Origin of the sequence: Bartonella sp. AA56HLJMS, from assembly GCF_042197145.1 — a bacterium.
Classification (GTDB): Bacteria; Pseudomonadota; Alphaproteobacteria; order Rhizobiales; family Rhizobiaceae; genus Bartonella.
Map to the genome: position 1 here is coordinate 1 of NZ_JBHIRL010000006.1, position 16,933 is coordinate 16,933.

At 38.4% G+C, this 16,933-nt stretch carries 12 protein-coding genes and 1 pseudogene; all 13 read right to left on the reverse strand.

Going from position 1 to position 16,933, the window contains the following annotated elements; all coding sequences use genetic code 11:
• Positions 1-1,952, reverse strand: a pseudogene (locus ACFINI_RS04380) (hemagglutinin repeat-containing protein); the annotation flags it as partial.
• A gap of 215 nt (positions 1,953-2,167) precedes the next feature.
• Positions 2,168-3,058, reverse strand: a complete 891-nt coding sequence (locus ACFINI_RS04385; protein ID WP_375638376.1) for an outer membrane protein — start codon at positions 3,056-3,058, stop codon at positions 2,168-2,170.
• Between the two features lie 181 nt (positions 3,059-3,239).
• On the reverse strand, positions 3,240-3,926 hold the full coding sequence (locus tag ACFINI_RS04390; RefSeq protein WP_375646267.1) for an outer membrane protein: 687 nt from the start codon (positions 3,924-3,926) through the stop codon (positions 3,240-3,242).
• Positions 3,927-4,406: 480 nt separating this feature from the next.
• Complete coding sequence (locus tag ACFINI_RS04395; RefSeq protein WP_375639432.1) at positions 4,407-5,243, reverse strand: porin; 837 nt, start codon at positions 5,241-5,243, stop codon at positions 4,407-4,409.
• Between the two features lie 335 nt (positions 5,244-5,578).
• Positions 5,579-6,412: an outer membrane protein gene (locus ACFINI_RS04400; RefSeq protein WP_375621215.1), complete on the reverse strand. Its 834-nt coding sequence runs from the start codon at positions 6,410-6,412 to the stop codon at positions 5,579-5,581.
• A 1,488-nt stretch (positions 6,413-7,900) separates the two neighbouring features.
• Positions 7,901-8,230 (reverse strand): hypothetical protein, encoded by a 330-nt coding sequence (locus tag ACFINI_RS04405; protein WP_375646269.1) that lies wholly within the window; start codon positions 8,228-8,230, stop codon positions 7,901-7,903.
• 1,126 nt (positions 8,231-9,356) lie between these two features.
• Positions 9,357-9,977, reverse strand: a complete 621-nt coding sequence (locus ACFINI_RS04410) for a ribonuclease D (RefSeq protein WP_375611786.1) — start codon at positions 9,975-9,977, stop codon at positions 9,357-9,359.
• Positions 9,970-11,364: a M20/M25/M40 family metallo-hydrolase gene (locus ACFINI_RS04415; protein WP_375611787.1), complete on the reverse strand. Its 1,395-nt coding sequence runs from the start codon at positions 11,362-11,364 to the stop codon at positions 9,970-9,972. Before ACFINI_RS04415 ends, ACFINI_RS04410 begins: the two co-directional genes overlap by 8 nt.
• 84 nt (positions 11,365-11,448) lie before the next feature.
• Entirely contained in the window at positions 11,449-12,324 is an 876-nt protein-coding gene (mutM, locus tag ACFINI_RS04420; protein WP_375646271.1) for a bifunctional DNA-formamidopyrimidine glycosylase/DNA-(apurinic or apyrimidinic site) lyase, read from the reverse strand.
• A gap of 271 nt (positions 12,325-12,595) precedes the next feature.
• Entirely contained in the window at positions 12,596-13,843 is a 1,248-nt protein-coding gene (locus ACFINI_RS04425) for an aminopeptidase (protein ID WP_375639437.1), read from the reverse strand.
• A gap of 177 nt (positions 13,844-14,020) precedes the next feature.
• Positions 14,021-14,854: a cell wall hydrolase gene (locus ACFINI_RS04430; RefSeq protein ID WP_375621211.1), complete on the reverse strand. Its 834-nt coding sequence runs from the start codon at positions 14,852-14,854 to the stop codon at positions 14,021-14,023.
• A gap of 549 nt (positions 14,855-15,403) precedes the next feature.
• Positions 15,404-16,126, reverse strand: coding sequence for a phosphate signaling complex protein PhoU (gene phoU / locus ACFINI_RS04435; protein ID WP_375611791.1), 723 nt, complete (start codon positions 16,124-16,126; stop codon positions 15,404-15,406).
• A gap of 21 nt (positions 16,127-16,147) precedes the next feature.
• On the reverse strand, positions 16,148-16,906 hold the full coding sequence (gene pstB, locus ACFINI_RS04440; protein WP_375611792.1) for a phosphate ABC transporter ATP-binding protein PstB: 759 nt from the start codon (positions 16,904-16,906) through the stop codon (positions 16,148-16,150).
• Positions 16,907-16,933: the final 27 nt, after the last annotated feature.

Consider the following 16,933-nt stretch of genomic DNA (forward strand, 5'->3'; position numbering starts at 1 on the left):
CGTCCGCCTTCTATGCTATCTGTCACCGCTGTGGAGGTCTGAACAGAGGCTTCTGTTTTCTCAGTTTTAAAGCCCACGGTTACACTGCCAGATGCGCCAGCCAGATTGGCAAGAGCATCCTTGGTGGAGCCCCCCACCCCTCCTAATGAGCTACTCAGTCCTTTGGTTGTGTTCCCCTTTTCCCCCGTATTGCCAGTCAGCCAATTAATAAAGTTCTCTCCTTTATTAAAGAGGTGATTGATTTTCATGCCGGTCAGTATGCCATTAATAACGGTGTTATTGCCATCCTTATTGTTCATACGGTCCGCTGAATCTTTTAAGCCTTGTACCGTGCCAAGGACACCGATATCAACGGAAGTTGTCACACCAGCAAAAGACTTTTCATGCTTTTCTTTTGCGTTAGAGGTATCATAGCTTTCTGATAGGGTGATATTATTGCCAGCATCCATGTTGACATCACGATCCGCCGAAACAATGGCTGCTTGTAAATTCACATCATTGTCAGCAGTAATCTGCACATCTTGGCGTGCCGTGATGTGTGATTGTGTGGAAGTGGTTTCCCATTGATCGCCCGTATCTTTGGCGCTTGCAATTCCAACACCTACAGAAGCACCGCTGTTGCTCTTTTCAAACTGAATGCCAAAGCCTGTACGTTCTTCCTTTGAGCTTGAGGAATGGCTATTATGACCAACAAGCACATTCACATCATGCGCTGCGGTAAGATTAACATTTTCCCCTGCAAGATCAGAGCCAACAATTTTCACATCTTTTTTCTTGGCAGTGATGGTGATCGTACCATCCGCATTGAGAGAAGAACCTTGATGCTCAAAACTCTCTTCATTTTCTGTCTTTCCCTCACTCCCGTATATCGACACAAAGCCCTTGCCTGATCCCACACCAAAACCTGTTTCATGCTCCTCTGAATGGCTTTTATGATGATCTGTCATGCCATCAATCGTCACACTTTCTCCGCTCACATTGATATCTTGACCGGAAAGCAGATGAGAAGCAGAAATCTTGGCTTCTCCTTGTGCGTCTAACACGATGTTGCCCGTTGCCCCAAGGATAGAGGAGACCGTTGTGGTATGCGATTGAGATGTATCGGACGATTTCTCATGCAAAAAGCCACTTGATGACGATTGTGCTTGCTGGTCCAAGTGTTCTTGGGCACCTTTGATAGTAATCTTTCCCCCAGAGTGAATAGTAATATCCGCTTGTTTCTGTTCTCCTGGTGCTTTCTCTCCTGACGTTTCCTCTGCCTTACCGGCTATGAGCGTCGAGGCTACAACTTCCGTGTTGTTTCCGGAATCAATGGCAATGCCTTCACCCCCTGTTATGCTTGACCCCACAACTTGGCTCACATCCATCTTGTTATGCTCAGATTTGCTGCTACTAAACACCCCACCCTCTTTGTGATACGACATCTCATAATGTAAGCTATCCTCTGCATTATTGATCAGGACATCGTTGCTGGCTTTCAGCCCTACCTTGCCATCAGCCGCAATGGAACTGCCTGTGATGCTAAGATCATGCGGTTTGCCATCCTGCCCTGCAATGACAGTGGTGTCACCTCCCGATTTTATCGAAGAGCCAACGGCATGAGAGGCTTGCATGTCCACTTTCGTGTTTTTGGTGCGAAGATGATACTCCATCTCATCGTTTCTTACCCCTATTGTTACCTCCCCTTGGGCGCCAAGAGCAACATTACCCTTGGCATCTATATCGGAAGCAGCCATATGGATATCTTTTCCAGAGAGAACAGTGGTCTCTTTTCCAGAACTTAAATGAGAGCCATTGTGCAAGGCAACATGAGATGTTTCACTCCCATTCTGATTGTCCATACTGTTGCGTGTGGCATCAATCGAAACATTCCTCTCAGCTTGCAAGAGAAGTTTATCCTTTGTTTGAACATCAGAGCCTAAAATATTCAAATCTTTTCCAAAGACATAAGTGAGATTGATGTACTTTGAAAAATATTTATTTAAAAAAAATGTGTGAATACACAACAACAAGTATATTCCGTTTAGGGCGTTCTGTTTTGCATGAGGAGTATGATCCCATTAAAAATGAAGAGATTAAGAGGAATAAAATAGAGAGATAATAAAATAAAGGCCCCGTTAAACGAGGCCTTAGTATTTTTTGTGCTGATAATTTCATTTTTACGAAATTAGAATTTGTAAGCGACACCTACACGGAAGTCATTGGTTTTGTAGTTGAATTCACGTGTATCGTTGGCGAATTTCTTTTTACCAAAATCGGAGTAACGGTATTCAGCACGTAAAAGAACGTTGTCTGTCATTGCAAAGTCAACTCCACCACCAATAGTGAAACCAAGCATTGTCTTCGTGTCATCAGCCCAAGTGCCACCAGTCAAATCTATGGCTTGCTTAGCCCCTGCCTCTGGCACTTTTCCATCCCCGTCAGCTTTCTGCTCAACTTTAGCTCTCTCTCCTTTTCCTGCAACGGATTGAATGCCCTGCACCTGCGCATAGGCAATACCACCAGCAACATAAGGCATAATACGGTCAACAGCAGCAAAACCGATACGGACACGTGTCGCACCAGACCATTTTTCTTTGTAACTGTGCGTTTCTGTTACCTTGTCACCGTTTTCAAACCGTTGCTGACCTTTTAATTCAACCTTAGCTTTTTCAAGGGCATCATTAAAATTTGCTGCATCTTTTTCAGTAAGAGTCAATTCACGGGCTTTTTTTGATTCTTCACGGTCTGCCCAAACTGCATCGGTTTCAACACCGAGAACGAGACCATTTCCGAGGTCTACGTTAGATCCGGCATAAATGCCACCCATGAAACCAGAAGGACTAGGTGTGTTATCTTTTTTGAAAAGTTCTTTGTCTGCTCCTGGAATAGTTACTTTAGTTTTACTCGAAAAGTTGCCAACTTGACCACCAAGATAAAAACCTGTCCAAGAAAACGAAGGGGCTGCTGCGATAACTGCTGGGGCTGTTTCACGAGAGATGATAATATCAGCAGCTTGTGCTGCAGAAACTGAAATTAAAGCGGCAATAGAAGTTGCTATTAAAGATTTTGTATTCATAATTTTGCTCCTAAATTAACTATAAAACGACCTTACAAGATTATAAATAGAAAAGCTGTAGTAAAAATGTCACAATCACACAAATAAACCCCAGAAAACAGCGGTTTTGTAAAAGTCAAGATCTCTTGAAAATTTAACTTTTTATTAATACTTTTTATTCATAATTGCACTTTTGATGAAATTAGAACTTGTAAGCGATACTTACACGAAAGTCATTGGTTGTGTAGCCTAGTTTAAGGTAATCCTTTTTATATTCCTTCTTACCAAAGTCTGAGTACCGGTACTCCGCACGAAGCAGAACATGATCTGTCATCGCGAAATCTATACCACCACCAAGGGTGAAACCCTCCATCGTTTTTATTTTATCAAATACTGTAGCAGAAACTTCTTTACTTGGCTTACCCATTTGCCAATTTTTTTGTTCCTGAAACTTTACCAACACCCTGTATTTGCGCATAAGCAATACCATCAGCCACATAAGGCATAATACTGTCAGCGATGGAAAAACCAACACGAACCCGTGTTGCACCAGACCATTTTCTTTGAAACCAATGCAATACACTGCTGTGTCACCCTTTTGAAACTTTTCATCTTCATCTAATGTGACACCAGCATCTTTAAATTTATCATTAAAATCATCAATCACAAGAATCTTTGAGACCGTCTTCGTCTCTCCTCGGTCTGCCCAGACTGCATCGGTTTCAACACCTAGAATGAGAACATTTCCAAGATCTACGTTGGAACCTAAATAAATACCACCGTTGAAACCGGAAGGCATAGGTAGTGCATCTTTATCTGAAGTTTTTTCTTTTGTCTCAAAATCAAATACATCAACTTTGACTTGAAAAGTTGCCAACTTAACTACCAAGATAAAAACCTGTCTAAGAAAACGAAAGAGCTGTGATAACTGTTGGAGCTGTTTTACGAGGAATGACAATATCAGCAGCTTGTGCCGCAGAAGCTGTAGTCATAGCGATAACAAAAGTTGTTACTAAAGATTTTATATTCGTAAACTTTGCTCCTCATTTATTTACGAGCACAGTATTATACGACTACAAAAAAACGCTGTAGTAAAATGATACAATCATAGGAAACGAAAGCTGACGCAAGATAAAGTCATTTCATAACTTCACGTTTCATAAGAAATTGTAAGTTACAAGTATGTGTAAATTATTGATTTTATGGCATAATTGTTATCTGTCATTTATAAAAATCTTTTTAAGAAAATCTAAATAATATCTTTTACTCCCCTAATAAATATAGGGTATGTGATAATATAACAACAGAAAATAATAGAGGCCCTGTCAAAGACAGAGCCTCTTGGAAGTTTATTTCGTTGTTGACGAAATTAGAATTTGTAAGCAACACCTACACGGAAATCATTGGTTTTGTAAGCTAATTTATCCCCGCCCTTTACAAATGCTTTTTTACCATAGTCTGAGTAACGATATTCTGCACGCAACAGAACATTGTCTGTCATTGCAAAGTCAATACCACCACCTACAGTGAAACCAACCATCGTTTTCGTTTCATCAAACACTTTAGCAGAAGCGATTTCGGCACCTTCAGCTGTCGCTGCCTTAAGAGAATCAACCACTTGCAGCTGCGTATAAGCAATACCACCAGCAACATAAGGCATAATGCGATCAACTGCTGCAAAACCAACACGAACGCGTGTTGCACCAGACCATTTTTCTTTTATAGAGGTGCCCTCTACACGTTTGTCAGTCGCCACGATACCAGCAATAGTTTTTCCTGTAGCAGGTGTAGCTTTAGCTTCTGTAAGCTCATCTTTGAAAGTTTGAAGGCCTGCGTCCCCAATGACTGCTGAATGCGCTTTTGAATCTTCGCGGTCAGCCCAGACTGCATCGGTTTCAACACCTAGAATGAGGCCATTACCAAGATCTACGTTGGAACCTACATAAATACCACCCATGAAACCGGAAGGCTTAGGTGTCCAGTCTTTATCTGTAATTTTCTTTTTTGTTTCTGAATCAACTACATCAACTTTACCTGAAAAGTTACCAACTTGACCACCGATATAAAAGCCTGTCCAAGAAAATGAAGGGGCTGCTGCGATGACTGCTGGGGCTGTTTCACGAGGGATGATAACATCAGCAGCTTGTGCTGCAGAAGCTGCTGCTATAGCGATAACAGAAGTTGTTACTAAAGATTTTATATTCATAAACTTTGCTCCTAATTTATTTATGAGCACAGTGCTACAAGATTAAAGAAAGAAAAGCTGTAGTAAAAATGATACAGTCACAGAAAATGGAGGGCACATCCCAGACAAAATCGCTTCATAGCTTGATTTTGTACGAGAAACCTAAAGATATATATATAAATAACTTATTGGTTTTTAAATGTAATTCTTGTTTATTGTCTATGATTTTTTTTAAGAAAATCTGAATAATATCTTTTCACATCCACAATAAATTATGTATTGTGTGATAATATGGCAACAGAAAATAACAGAGGCTCTGTCAAAGACAGAGCCTCTGTTATTTAACTTATCATCTGTTAAAATTTGTAAGCAACACCAACACGGAAATCATTGGTTTTGTAAGAAGTCTCATATTTATCATTTGAGAATTTCTTTTTCCCAAAATCTGAGTAACGATATTCCGCACGTACAATAATATTATTGGTCATTGCTAAATCAACACCAGCACCAAGGGTGTAACCAACAAGGGTCTTTGTTTCATCAGACAGAGTACCAGAAGCGATTACTTTGTCTGAATCTTTATCTGTTATTGAAATCAACGCACTATCTTGAAGCTGTGTATAAGCGATACCACCAGCAACATAAGGCATAATGCGTTCAGCTGCAAAACCAATACGCACGCGCGTTGCACCAGCCCACTTTTCTTTAAAAGTGAAACTGTGGGTTCGTTTAGCACCAGGTTTAAGCGCATCTTTACCAATATTAATTGCAGCGTCTTTTAATACCTTGTTAATATAATTGATGTGTTCTGGGGCAATGACATATGTTTTTCCTGTCTTCGTGTCATCTTTATTAGACCACATGATATCTGTATCAACACCTAGAATAAGGCCATTACCAAGATCAACGTTGGAACCTGCATAAAGACCACCCATGAAACCAGATAGTTTAGGCAAAAGGTCATCAGGCGCTGGAATCTTGTTTCCATTACTGAGAATATCCATTTTCGTTTTACCCGAAAAACCACCAATCTGGCCCCCAACATAAAAACCTGTCCAAGAAAAAGTTGGAGCAACAATAACGGGAGCAACAGGTGTTGGTCTTGGGGGAACAATAACATCTGCTGCTTGTGCTGCTGAAGCTGAAACAAAAGCGAAAGCAGAAGCTGTTATTAACCATTTCATATTCATATTTTCTCTCCATAGCTGAATATTTATTTGAACACACCGTTTCATATAGAGCCCCATCTTCAGATATCTGTAGCAAAAATGATACACTTATAAAAAAAACAAAAAGCCAATCAAAGTACCCTTAATTGCTTGATCTGTAATAAATGAGAATAAAACTATGCCCATGCACAAATGATCTCTTTTCCTCACGTTTTCTCTCCTTTATCATTTTGATAAAAAAACTGCGCCACAGTACCCTCCGTGTAAAGCGTGTGCTATTGACATAAAAATATAATATATTGATTTATAATGAAAAAATATCTTTTATATTAATTCGTCTGCAATATTGACGATGCTCTTATCTTAAGCCTTTTTATATTAAAGCCCCCCAGCACCTCACAAACAAGCAAGTGTGTGAATAAATAAAACTATTTAAAAGCTAGAATGGCTCCTATTAATATTCTCAATATTATAACAATGAAGACTGTTACAATATTGAGAGCAGCTAAATGTAACAGTTCCATTTAAATTCATACAAACAACGTTTTTAGCTTCATCCTTCGTATAACCAAATGTGAATAGCTCTTTGATTATTTTTTCATCATTGTAAGAATGCTTGTACCCGACAGAACAAGATCTTCACTACCCCATGAACTGCAACAAAATTACATGTAATTTCATCACGCTTGCTCTTTGTTTTTAATTTAGGAATTTATTCCTTTTTGACATATTTACGCTTCTGCTTAACTTTCTAGAAAATCTTTTCCAGAGCTTTAGCCCTATTTGTAGGCTATCATTTCATACTCTTTTTAGCTAAATTGAAAAAAATACCTAAAGACAGATAACCGGTATGATAAACATTAAAACTTATATAGAAATCTCCTTAAAGCTGAAAAAACGAGAAATCTTTCTTAAAGTTTTCACACCACACCTTGCTTTAAAAATCATGAATTTGGCAGAAAAAATATCTGATATTTTGAATCATAGACAAATGAATATTTTATAAATTCTGTAGTCGAAGCATACCATCAAAGATCAAAAGTTTAACATTTTTGTTGCTTCACTCGATTTTGATGAAGTATCCTCTCTGCAAACAGCTTAGTTTCTTGTCGAGAGGATTTTCTTAACTCCTTATTTATGTGATTCACTTAACTAAAGGCTCTCTCTGGACAAGCCCTACTCTAAAAACACTTATCAAGGAGTTTTATATGCGCTGTATAGTTACGCTTAAATGACAGTATTTACAGAATAACAGCGTAACCCAAAATCGGGAGGTTATATTTATCCAAACCCATGAATTTTGTAACGAGCGATTGCCATTATACAGAGTATTCTTACACCGAAATCCACCTCCCCATATCTTTTCCAAATAGTACTCTTCACCCCCTCCGTACACAATTATAATACCCTTTGCGAACAACTGCTCCTCCACTTTTCAAATGATAAAAATATCTCCTCTCTTCAATTCCCGATCATACGTTAGACCTCTTGATGTTGTTTTCTTACTTTTTAATAACTCATTGGACTTCGACCAAATAAGTCTGGTCGTTTTCCTTTTCCTGATCCTTTTTTAGGCTTTTTAAATCTTTTTTTACCAGAATATGATACAGGTACTAACTTAGCTGCTGTTATGCATTGGTTGTTATGCGTGCAAGAAAGTTCCATTTGAACAACTTCAGAGAAGATCTTGCTCAACTGTTCACTAGAAAAAAGATCTCTAGGAGGAACAAGAGAAGGTATACCCTCTATTAACTTTTGAGAAGACAAGAAAGAAGCACCCTGAGCTACAGAGATTGAAGCAAACGTAGCGAAAGCCGTAATAAAATATTTTATATTCATAAATTTAACCTCATTAAATATCCATAATGGATTTTATCTAGTGTCTTCATTGCAAATTTCTAGAGAAAAATAGCATGTTTATAGATAAAAAGTGAGAATCCTCAAAAAACAAAGCTTTGAAGCATTTTAATTTTAAAATAAAAGAAAATTGCCCTGCTCTGCCAACATAGAAATTACTTATTGAGTAATAAATAAAGGCACGAAGTATCGTCTGAAAATAATAAACTATACGAACTTCATATAATATACTGATTTATAATGATAATTTAGCGTTATTCATATTGACTGAGAATCCTAAATACCATAAGATTCTCTCATTCCAAATCTTTTTCATGTTGAATCAATCAAAACCATTTGTTTGCACGTTACAAGTTGTGAGAGCTGTGTGGATAAAAAACACTAAAAAAAAAGACTAAAAATGCCTCTTATGAACCGTCTCAAGTGCTAAGGACTTACACAACATTGGGAATTGGCACAGTTGTGTGGATGGTAGCGGCTTGTTACTCCATAAGCATAAAGATGGTAGTGTTCAATAGATTTTATATTGGTATTGGAAGCTTTATTGTTATATCTTTTATGAGCGCCACCGTAAAATGAACTTGGGTGTCGGTTTCTTTACAAAAAGCACATGAATTAGCAACACAAATATATTCCGTTTAGAGCGTTCTGTTTTACACGAAGAACGTAAATCCATTAAAAACATGAGAAACAAAAGTATGGGGCAATGCGTAATCTCTATTATTTAACAGACATTGCTTTAAATACTTTTGAAAGTCGTAAAGCAGAATTAAAAATGATGGTAAAGATGAGATTGGTTTTTTACATTTACACATTCATATTCTCCCCCAATTAGGCTGTATACCGGTTTCAGAGATTTAAGTCTTCCAACCTACCGTATGTTTTCAGCCTCTCCTCAAAATTGCTTTGTTTCAAATAAAAGCTGTTACAAAAATAAAAAATATGAATTCGCAAAAGTACCTTTATTGCCTAAACTTCAAATGAAATAGCACTTAAGAATTTATTATAATTCTTATCAGAAAAGATGAGAGGATAAAATGCCCATAATGTACAAGCATTTTGTCCTCTCACATCAATAATTAACTCCATTTAAAAGCCAATTTTAAAGTTAGCTATGCGCAAAAATATCAACTTCCGCCCATCCTAAAAGATCAAGCCTAGCTCTCATAGGCAAAAATTGAAAGCATGCCTTGGCAACATTTTCTCGCTCTTCACGTCTTAAACGTTCTTCAAATATAACCTTTAAACGATGCAAATATAACACATCCGACGCAGCATATTCAATTTGTGCCTGTGATAACGTTTCTGCCGCCCAATCCGAAGATTGTTGCTGTTTAGAAATATTCACATTCAGCAATTCATTACAAATTTCTTTCAAACCATGACGATCCGTATAAGTGCGCGTGAGTTTCGAAGCAATCTTTGTACAAAAAATAGCCTCTGGCATAACACCAAATGTATGTGCTAAAATAGCAAGATCAAAACGCCCAAAATGGAATATTTTTACGACCGCTTTATCTTCAAGAAGCTTGACCAAATTAGGTGCATTCTTTTGTCCTTTAGCAATCTGTATAATATCGGCAGTACCATCTCCAGAAGAAAGCTGAACAACGCATAAACGATCACGATAGGGTTGTAATCCTAAAGTCTCGGTATCAATCGCAATGGCATCAGTTTTATAATTGTCTAAGTTTGGTAAATCACCTTGATGAACGCGAATCTCAGCCATTTACCCTCCTACTTGCTAAAGCAGCAAGAATACGCGCCCAAGACCGCTGCCCCTTATGAAACGATTTTAAATTATATTTTTCATTAGGAGAATGAATACGGTCATCAGCCAGTCCAAAACCAACCAAAAGAGTTTCCATACCAAGAATTGACCGAAAATCTGCTACAATTGGGATCGAGCCCCCCATGGCTGTCAAAACAGCAGGCACTTCCCACTCTTGTGATAAGGCATCCTTCGCCTCCTTGATAAAAGATGAATCATCAGAAATCTGAAGTGCCGGAGAAGAACCGTGATTCTTAAATTCAACCTTACAATCAGCAGGAATTGAGCTACGTACATAATCACGCAACGCTTGGCGTATTTTCTCTGGATCTTGCTTATGCACCAAACGACACGATACTTTTGCACTCGCTTGAGAAGCAATAACTGTTTTCATCCCTTCCCCTTCATAGCCGCCACTAATACCATTAATTTCCATGGTAGGACGTGCCCATACAAGCTCTAAAATGCTCCGCCCTTTTTCACCAGCTGGAACGGAAAGTCCTATAGGACCAAGAAAATTTTCAGCAGTACAATTAAGTGCATTCCATGATTGTAAAATCTGTGGAGGTGTTTCTTCTACGCCATCATAAAAACCAGGAAGTGTTGCCCTATTATTTTCATCGTGAAGTCCTGCTAAGATTTTCGTTAAAATACGAATGGGGTTAGCTGCTACTCCTCCAAAATAACCAGAATGCAAATCACGATTCGCTGCTGTGATAATAATCTCTTCTGCCATAATTCCCCGAAGAGAAAGAGCAATAGATGGTGTATCCGCATCCCACATTGACGTGTCACAAACCAATGCATAATCTGCCTTAAGTTCATCTGTATTTGCTTTTAAAAAAGGAATAAGGGAAGGAGAAGCACATTCTTCTTCTCCCTCAAATAAAACAGTAACTTTAATAGGAAGCTGCCCTGTTTCTTTCTTAAATGCACGACATGCTTCAATAAAAGTCATCAACTGACCTTTGTCATCTGAAGCTCCACGAGCACAAATAACTTTCTCTCCATCTCTCTCTTTTAAAGAAGGTGTAAATGGATCATCCTCCCATAAACTCAATGGATCAACAGGTTGAACATCATAATGTCCGTAAAACAACACATGCAAACAATCATCTGAAGGTCCAGGATGATGCCCAACAACCATTGGATGCCCCGGCGTATCACGGCGTGAAGCCTCAAAACCGATGCTTTTTAAATCCTCTACTAACCAATCAGCTGCTTTACGACATGCATCCTTGTAAGCCGAGTCTGTAGAAATCGATTGAAAACGTAAAAGAGAAAAAAGGCGTTCAAGGCTCTTCTCTATATTTCCATCAAGATGTGTTAGTACTTTATTCAGCATAAAAAAAACCTTTCAAGCCTTGTGTAATTATATTATAGATGCGATGACTTTAAGCCTCTTGTAAGATTTTGCAAGACACCTTATTCATTTTTGACATTGTGAGCAGTAAAAACTTGAACGTCCAGCCTGTAAAATGCGTATAATAGGCGCTCCACATTCCAAACATTGCTTGCCTTCTCGTCCATAAACTGAAAAAGCATGCTGAAAATAACCAAGCGAACCATCTATATGCATATAATCACGTAAAGAAGAGCCACCAGACAAAATGGCTTCAGAAATCACATTGCGTATATTTTGTGCTAAAGAATCTGCAAATTCACGTGCACGTGCCGTTTTTGATGCCAATGTAAATGCACCACGTTGTGGAGACAAACGACTCCGCCAAAGTGCTTCACAAACATAAATATTCCCAAGACCTGCAACAATAGACTGATCAAGTAAAACACCCTTGAGAGACATTTTTTTATTAACAAAAGCCTTTTGTAAATAACAACCAGAAAACGAATTACTCATAGGTTCAAGACCTAGCTTATTTAAAAGTGGATGTTCATAAAGCTTATCCGTATCGACTAAAAGCATAAACCCAAAGCGACGCACATCATTATAAATAAGACGATAAACGTCACCATTCTTTGTCTGAATATCCATGACAAAATGATCATGTTTAACTAATTTACTTGACGCTGAACAAGCTTTTCTTAAAAAATCATTCTCTATACGCCATGAACCAGATATTCCTAAATGGCTTAAAATCGTTTCATCCTGAGAAAGATGAAATAATAAATATTTCGCACGCCGACCAAGTTCTATAATTGTTCTGCCAATAAGGCGCTCAGAAAAAGCCTCAGGAAAAGGAAAGCGCAAATCTCTACGATTAAGTTTGACAGATACTATCTTTGCATCAATTACAACGGACTCAAGTCCACGACGAACTGTCTCTACTTCAGGAAGCTCAGGCATTACTCTTCTTCAATAATTATACACTTTCCAATCGTATCACTGATAAATTGACTTCTTCCCCCCTCAAAAAACGAAGACTTCCTCTACATCTACTAAACAAATTCTTGATGAGTCGATTTTACTTGGATTCCTACTCATGTGAATCATTTAACTAAAGGCTTTATGGACAAACCCTGCCTTGAATATATACCACACACTCTAAAATACTTAACGTATCAATAAAGCTTACATCCCACCCCACCTCAAATGACCGTGTTTTATGGTAACAAAATTAAGCCCATTCACCCTTACGAAATACAGGAACTCTTACACCATCTTGGGTAATGCCATCTATGTCAATTTCACCAGAACCAATCATCCAGTCAATATGAATGACACTTTTATTCCCACCACGTGCTGCAATCTCTTCTGACGTCAATGATGCCCCATCTAAAAAGCATTTGGAATAACACTGCCCTAAAGCAATATGACATGCAGCATTTTCATCAAATAAGGTATTATAAAAAAGGAGTCCACTCTTAGAAATTGGTGAAGAATGGGGCACAAGGGCAACTTCGCCCAACCGGCTTGCACCCTCATCACTTTGCAAAACCTGCTGTAAAACTTCTTGGCCTGTTGATGCACGAGCCTCAACAATACGCCCGGCTTCAAAACGTACTTCAATATTATCAATCAGAGTTCCTTGATAGGAAAGGGGCTTTGTTGAGCGAACGAAACCTTCAACCTTATGAGCATGAGGAGTCGTGAAAACTTCTTCTGTCGGAATATTCGGATTGCAAATAACACCATTTTGAGCAACGGATGCACCACCATGCCATTCATGATCATCTGCCAAACCAACAGTTAAATCAGTCCCTGGCCCTGTAAAGTGTAAGGCAGAAAAACGCTGCTCATTAAGCCAAAATGACCGTTTCTTCAAATGTGCATTATGAACAGTCCACGCCTGCACCGGATCTTCTCCTGTAACACGTGAAGCAGAAAAAATTGCATCGGCTAATTTTTTAATCGCCTCATTAAGTGGTAAAGAAGGAAACATTGCCTCAGCCCATCCTGCTGTTGGATAAGCAACAATCGACCAATTCATAGCAAAATTTGATATTTGCTTGAGTGCCGGCTGGTAAGCTATTGAAGTGGCTTTATTTAAACGTGAAACCTTATCAAAATCCTGATTGGAAAGGAGCAAAGGATTATCACCAACAATCGCTAAACGCGCTGCCCCATTTTCAAAAGCCTTTGCCATTCCCTCATAAAGCCAAGAAGGGGCACAATCAAAACTAGCTGTATGGGCATTTTCAAACCGTGTAAGCGATAACATATCATCACTAAAAATTGGTGTAATGACACCAGCACCAACCTTATAAGCATGATATGCAATACGCCGAACAAAAGGTAACGCTGAAACTGGAGCAGTTAAAACAAGATCCTGCCCCTCTTGTAAATTCAACCCCACTTTCACTGTAATTTCTGCAAGACGATTAAGCATTTCAGGCAAAATTGTCTCATGAATATCAAAGTACATTACCAATACCCTTCTTTAAATAGAATGCGTTCTTTATGTCGTCATATTATAAATTGTTTTTCAGATCCTTTGAGTTCGCTTTCTCTACGTATATTTATGCGTATCATTATCGCTAAAATTCACTTAATTCATAAACCGCAATGGGTATATAATCCTTCTTTGGTCATGAAAAACTTACTAGTTCCTGTGTCGTTTTTCTAACATTGCAACAATTGCATTTAACTGATCAGATGAAGGTAAAGCCATAATCGTTTTATTTTCCTCTTTCCTAGCTAGATGTTGAGGTGCATAGGCAGGGATAGGAACTTTATCAAGCTGTACCATAGCAAAAGGCGCAGGATGTGCCATCTTGGACTGTGCTACTTCTGTCGAAGGAGATGTACTTTTCTCTGCCTTTACGCCCCTACTCTCTAAGCCTTCATCTATAAAGCTTGGCGCATGACCAGAACGTTCTTGAGCAAAAGCATAAGCAACATCATAAGGGCGATTATTTGTAGGAACTTGAAGTTCTCCATCACGTGATCGTTTTTCATAAAAAGCATTTCCCCCTGCAACCTGAACATAATGCATGTTTTTATACGGAAAAGACAAACCAGCGGTATGAAAAAACTTAGCGTGTTTAACTTTCTTATCTCGTTCACCTCGTAAAACGGCATCAGCCGCCTCTCTTACACGAGCAACAGATGCTTTCTCCGTCATAGGACGCGTTAAAACACCAGGAGCAAACTGCCTATATTGACCAACAACACCACAAATCGTCTTAGGATAAGCGGTTGAATTAACACGATTCATAACAACCGTTCCAACGGCAATCATTCCTTCACGGCTTGTGCGATTTGATTCAAAATACATCGCTCGCATAAGACATTGACGCTCTGTCAATGGATATGTAACCATTTTTGTCTTATTATTATTTATTTTTCCAGCATCTAAATGACTTGAAGCACATCCCACAACAACTAACGGCGCTACACAACAGGTAACAAAAACATTCCAACGATTTTTTTTCATCTTATGCAACACATTCCTATAATCTCTGAGATATTCAAGTCTTGAAATGAGCTTTAAATGTATCTCTCAATAAAGTACATAGCTAATTGTTACCACTCAGTAAAATTTTAATACAAGAGGTAATCAAAAAGTATCTATGCAAAATAAAAAATAAAAAACTCTTAATTTACAGATCGATATTGTTATTCTTCATGGTTCAATATAGGCTATAATAACCCACACATTTCAATTACAATAAAGTAACACTATCCACTTCTTCTACATACGAAAAAATAATACAGATATCCCCTTTAATATAAAATTTTAACAAAATGATCTGAAAGGAAATTCCCCTAGAAAACTCCCCTCCTGCCACAATACGAGTGATGATATCATCCAATATACAAATATGTCAAACCAAGAGTTAACAATCTGCCATGCTTCTCTGAAAAAACTCTTTGTTGCTTCTTTGTGCTTTTCCATAAGATGGTTATCTTATTCTTTCTATAGCTGCACTGTAAGAAAATACTCATATATCTACAAACTTATTTTATACATATAAGAAAAATTTTAATCTATTTTCTTCTCACCTACCCCAACTTTATAAGTAAGGTCATCGCGAGGACGATCAGAGGACATATGGTAACCCGTTATGATATAATGCAGCATTTCAGCAATATTAGTAACATGATCACCAATTCGTTCAATATTCTTTAAACAAAACAGTAAGTGCGTACAAACCGTAATATTGCGCATATCTTCCATCATATACGTCAAAAGTTCACGAAAAAGAGAAGTATACAAAGCATCAATCTTCTCATCACGCTCACGCACCGCGTCAACACGCTCTAATAGGCGACTCGTATAAGCATTTAAGACTTCTTTTAATTGATTGAGTGCTAAAGCTGTAATTGTTTCAAGCCCATGATAAACAGAAGCAGATTGACGTATTTCTGAAAGTGCAACAGTCCTTTTAGCAATGTTTTTTGCCATATCCCCAATCCGTTCAAGATCAGAAGAAATACGAATGGCTCCAATAATTTCACGCAAATCGACAGCCATCGGTTGGCGTTTGCAAATAATAGCAACCGCTTTTTCATCAATGTCACGTTCTGCTTCATCTAAAAACACATCATCGGCAATCACTGTCGTTGCAAGTTGAAGATCACTACTCACAACCGATGCGACAGAACGTTCAATCATCCTTTCTGCATGGCTCCCCATTTCTGTAATCCTTACTCTTAAATATTTTAGTTCTGCATCATAAGAACGGACAGTATGTTTCATAGACATATCTTACACTCCTCAATTCACCTATCCAAAACGCCCCGTAATATAATCTTGTGTCCGTTGCTCTTTTGGTGAGGTAAAGATCATTTCAGTCGCACCAACTTCTACCAAATGCCCTAAATGAAACATAGCCGTATATTGAGAAACACGTGCGGCCTGTTGCATGGAATGCGTTACGATAACAATTGTATAATTTTGCCGTAACGCATCGATAAGCTCTTCAATCCGTGCTGTTGCAATGGGATCAAGAGCTGAACAGGGCTCATCCATCAAAATAACTTCAGGACTAACCGCAATAGCACGTGCAATACACAAACGCTGTTGTTGTCCCCCTGATAAACTTGTTCCAAGATCATGAAGGCGGTCTTTTACTTCTTCAAACAAACCTGCCTGCCTCAAACTCTTTTCAACGACATCATGCAATTCAGAGCGTGTTTTAACTAAACCATGAATGCGTGGACCATACGCAACATTCTCAAATATAGATTTTGGAAAAGGGCTGGGCTTTTGAAAAACCATTCCAACACGAGCGCGCAATTCCACAACATCAATCCGTGTGTCATAAATATTCTCCCCATCTAAGGTAATAAGACCAGTTGTTTTAGCGCCTTCAATTGTATCATTCATACGGTTAAAACAACGCAAAAAAGTTGACTTTCCGCATCCTGATGGACCAATCAAAGCAGTTACTTGATGTTCAGGAATATCAAGTGTAATACCGTGGAGTGCTTCTTTATCTCCGTAAGAAACCTTCACATCCTGACCGCGCATTTTAATCTTCATTACAAAAATTCACCTTACAAAAATCTT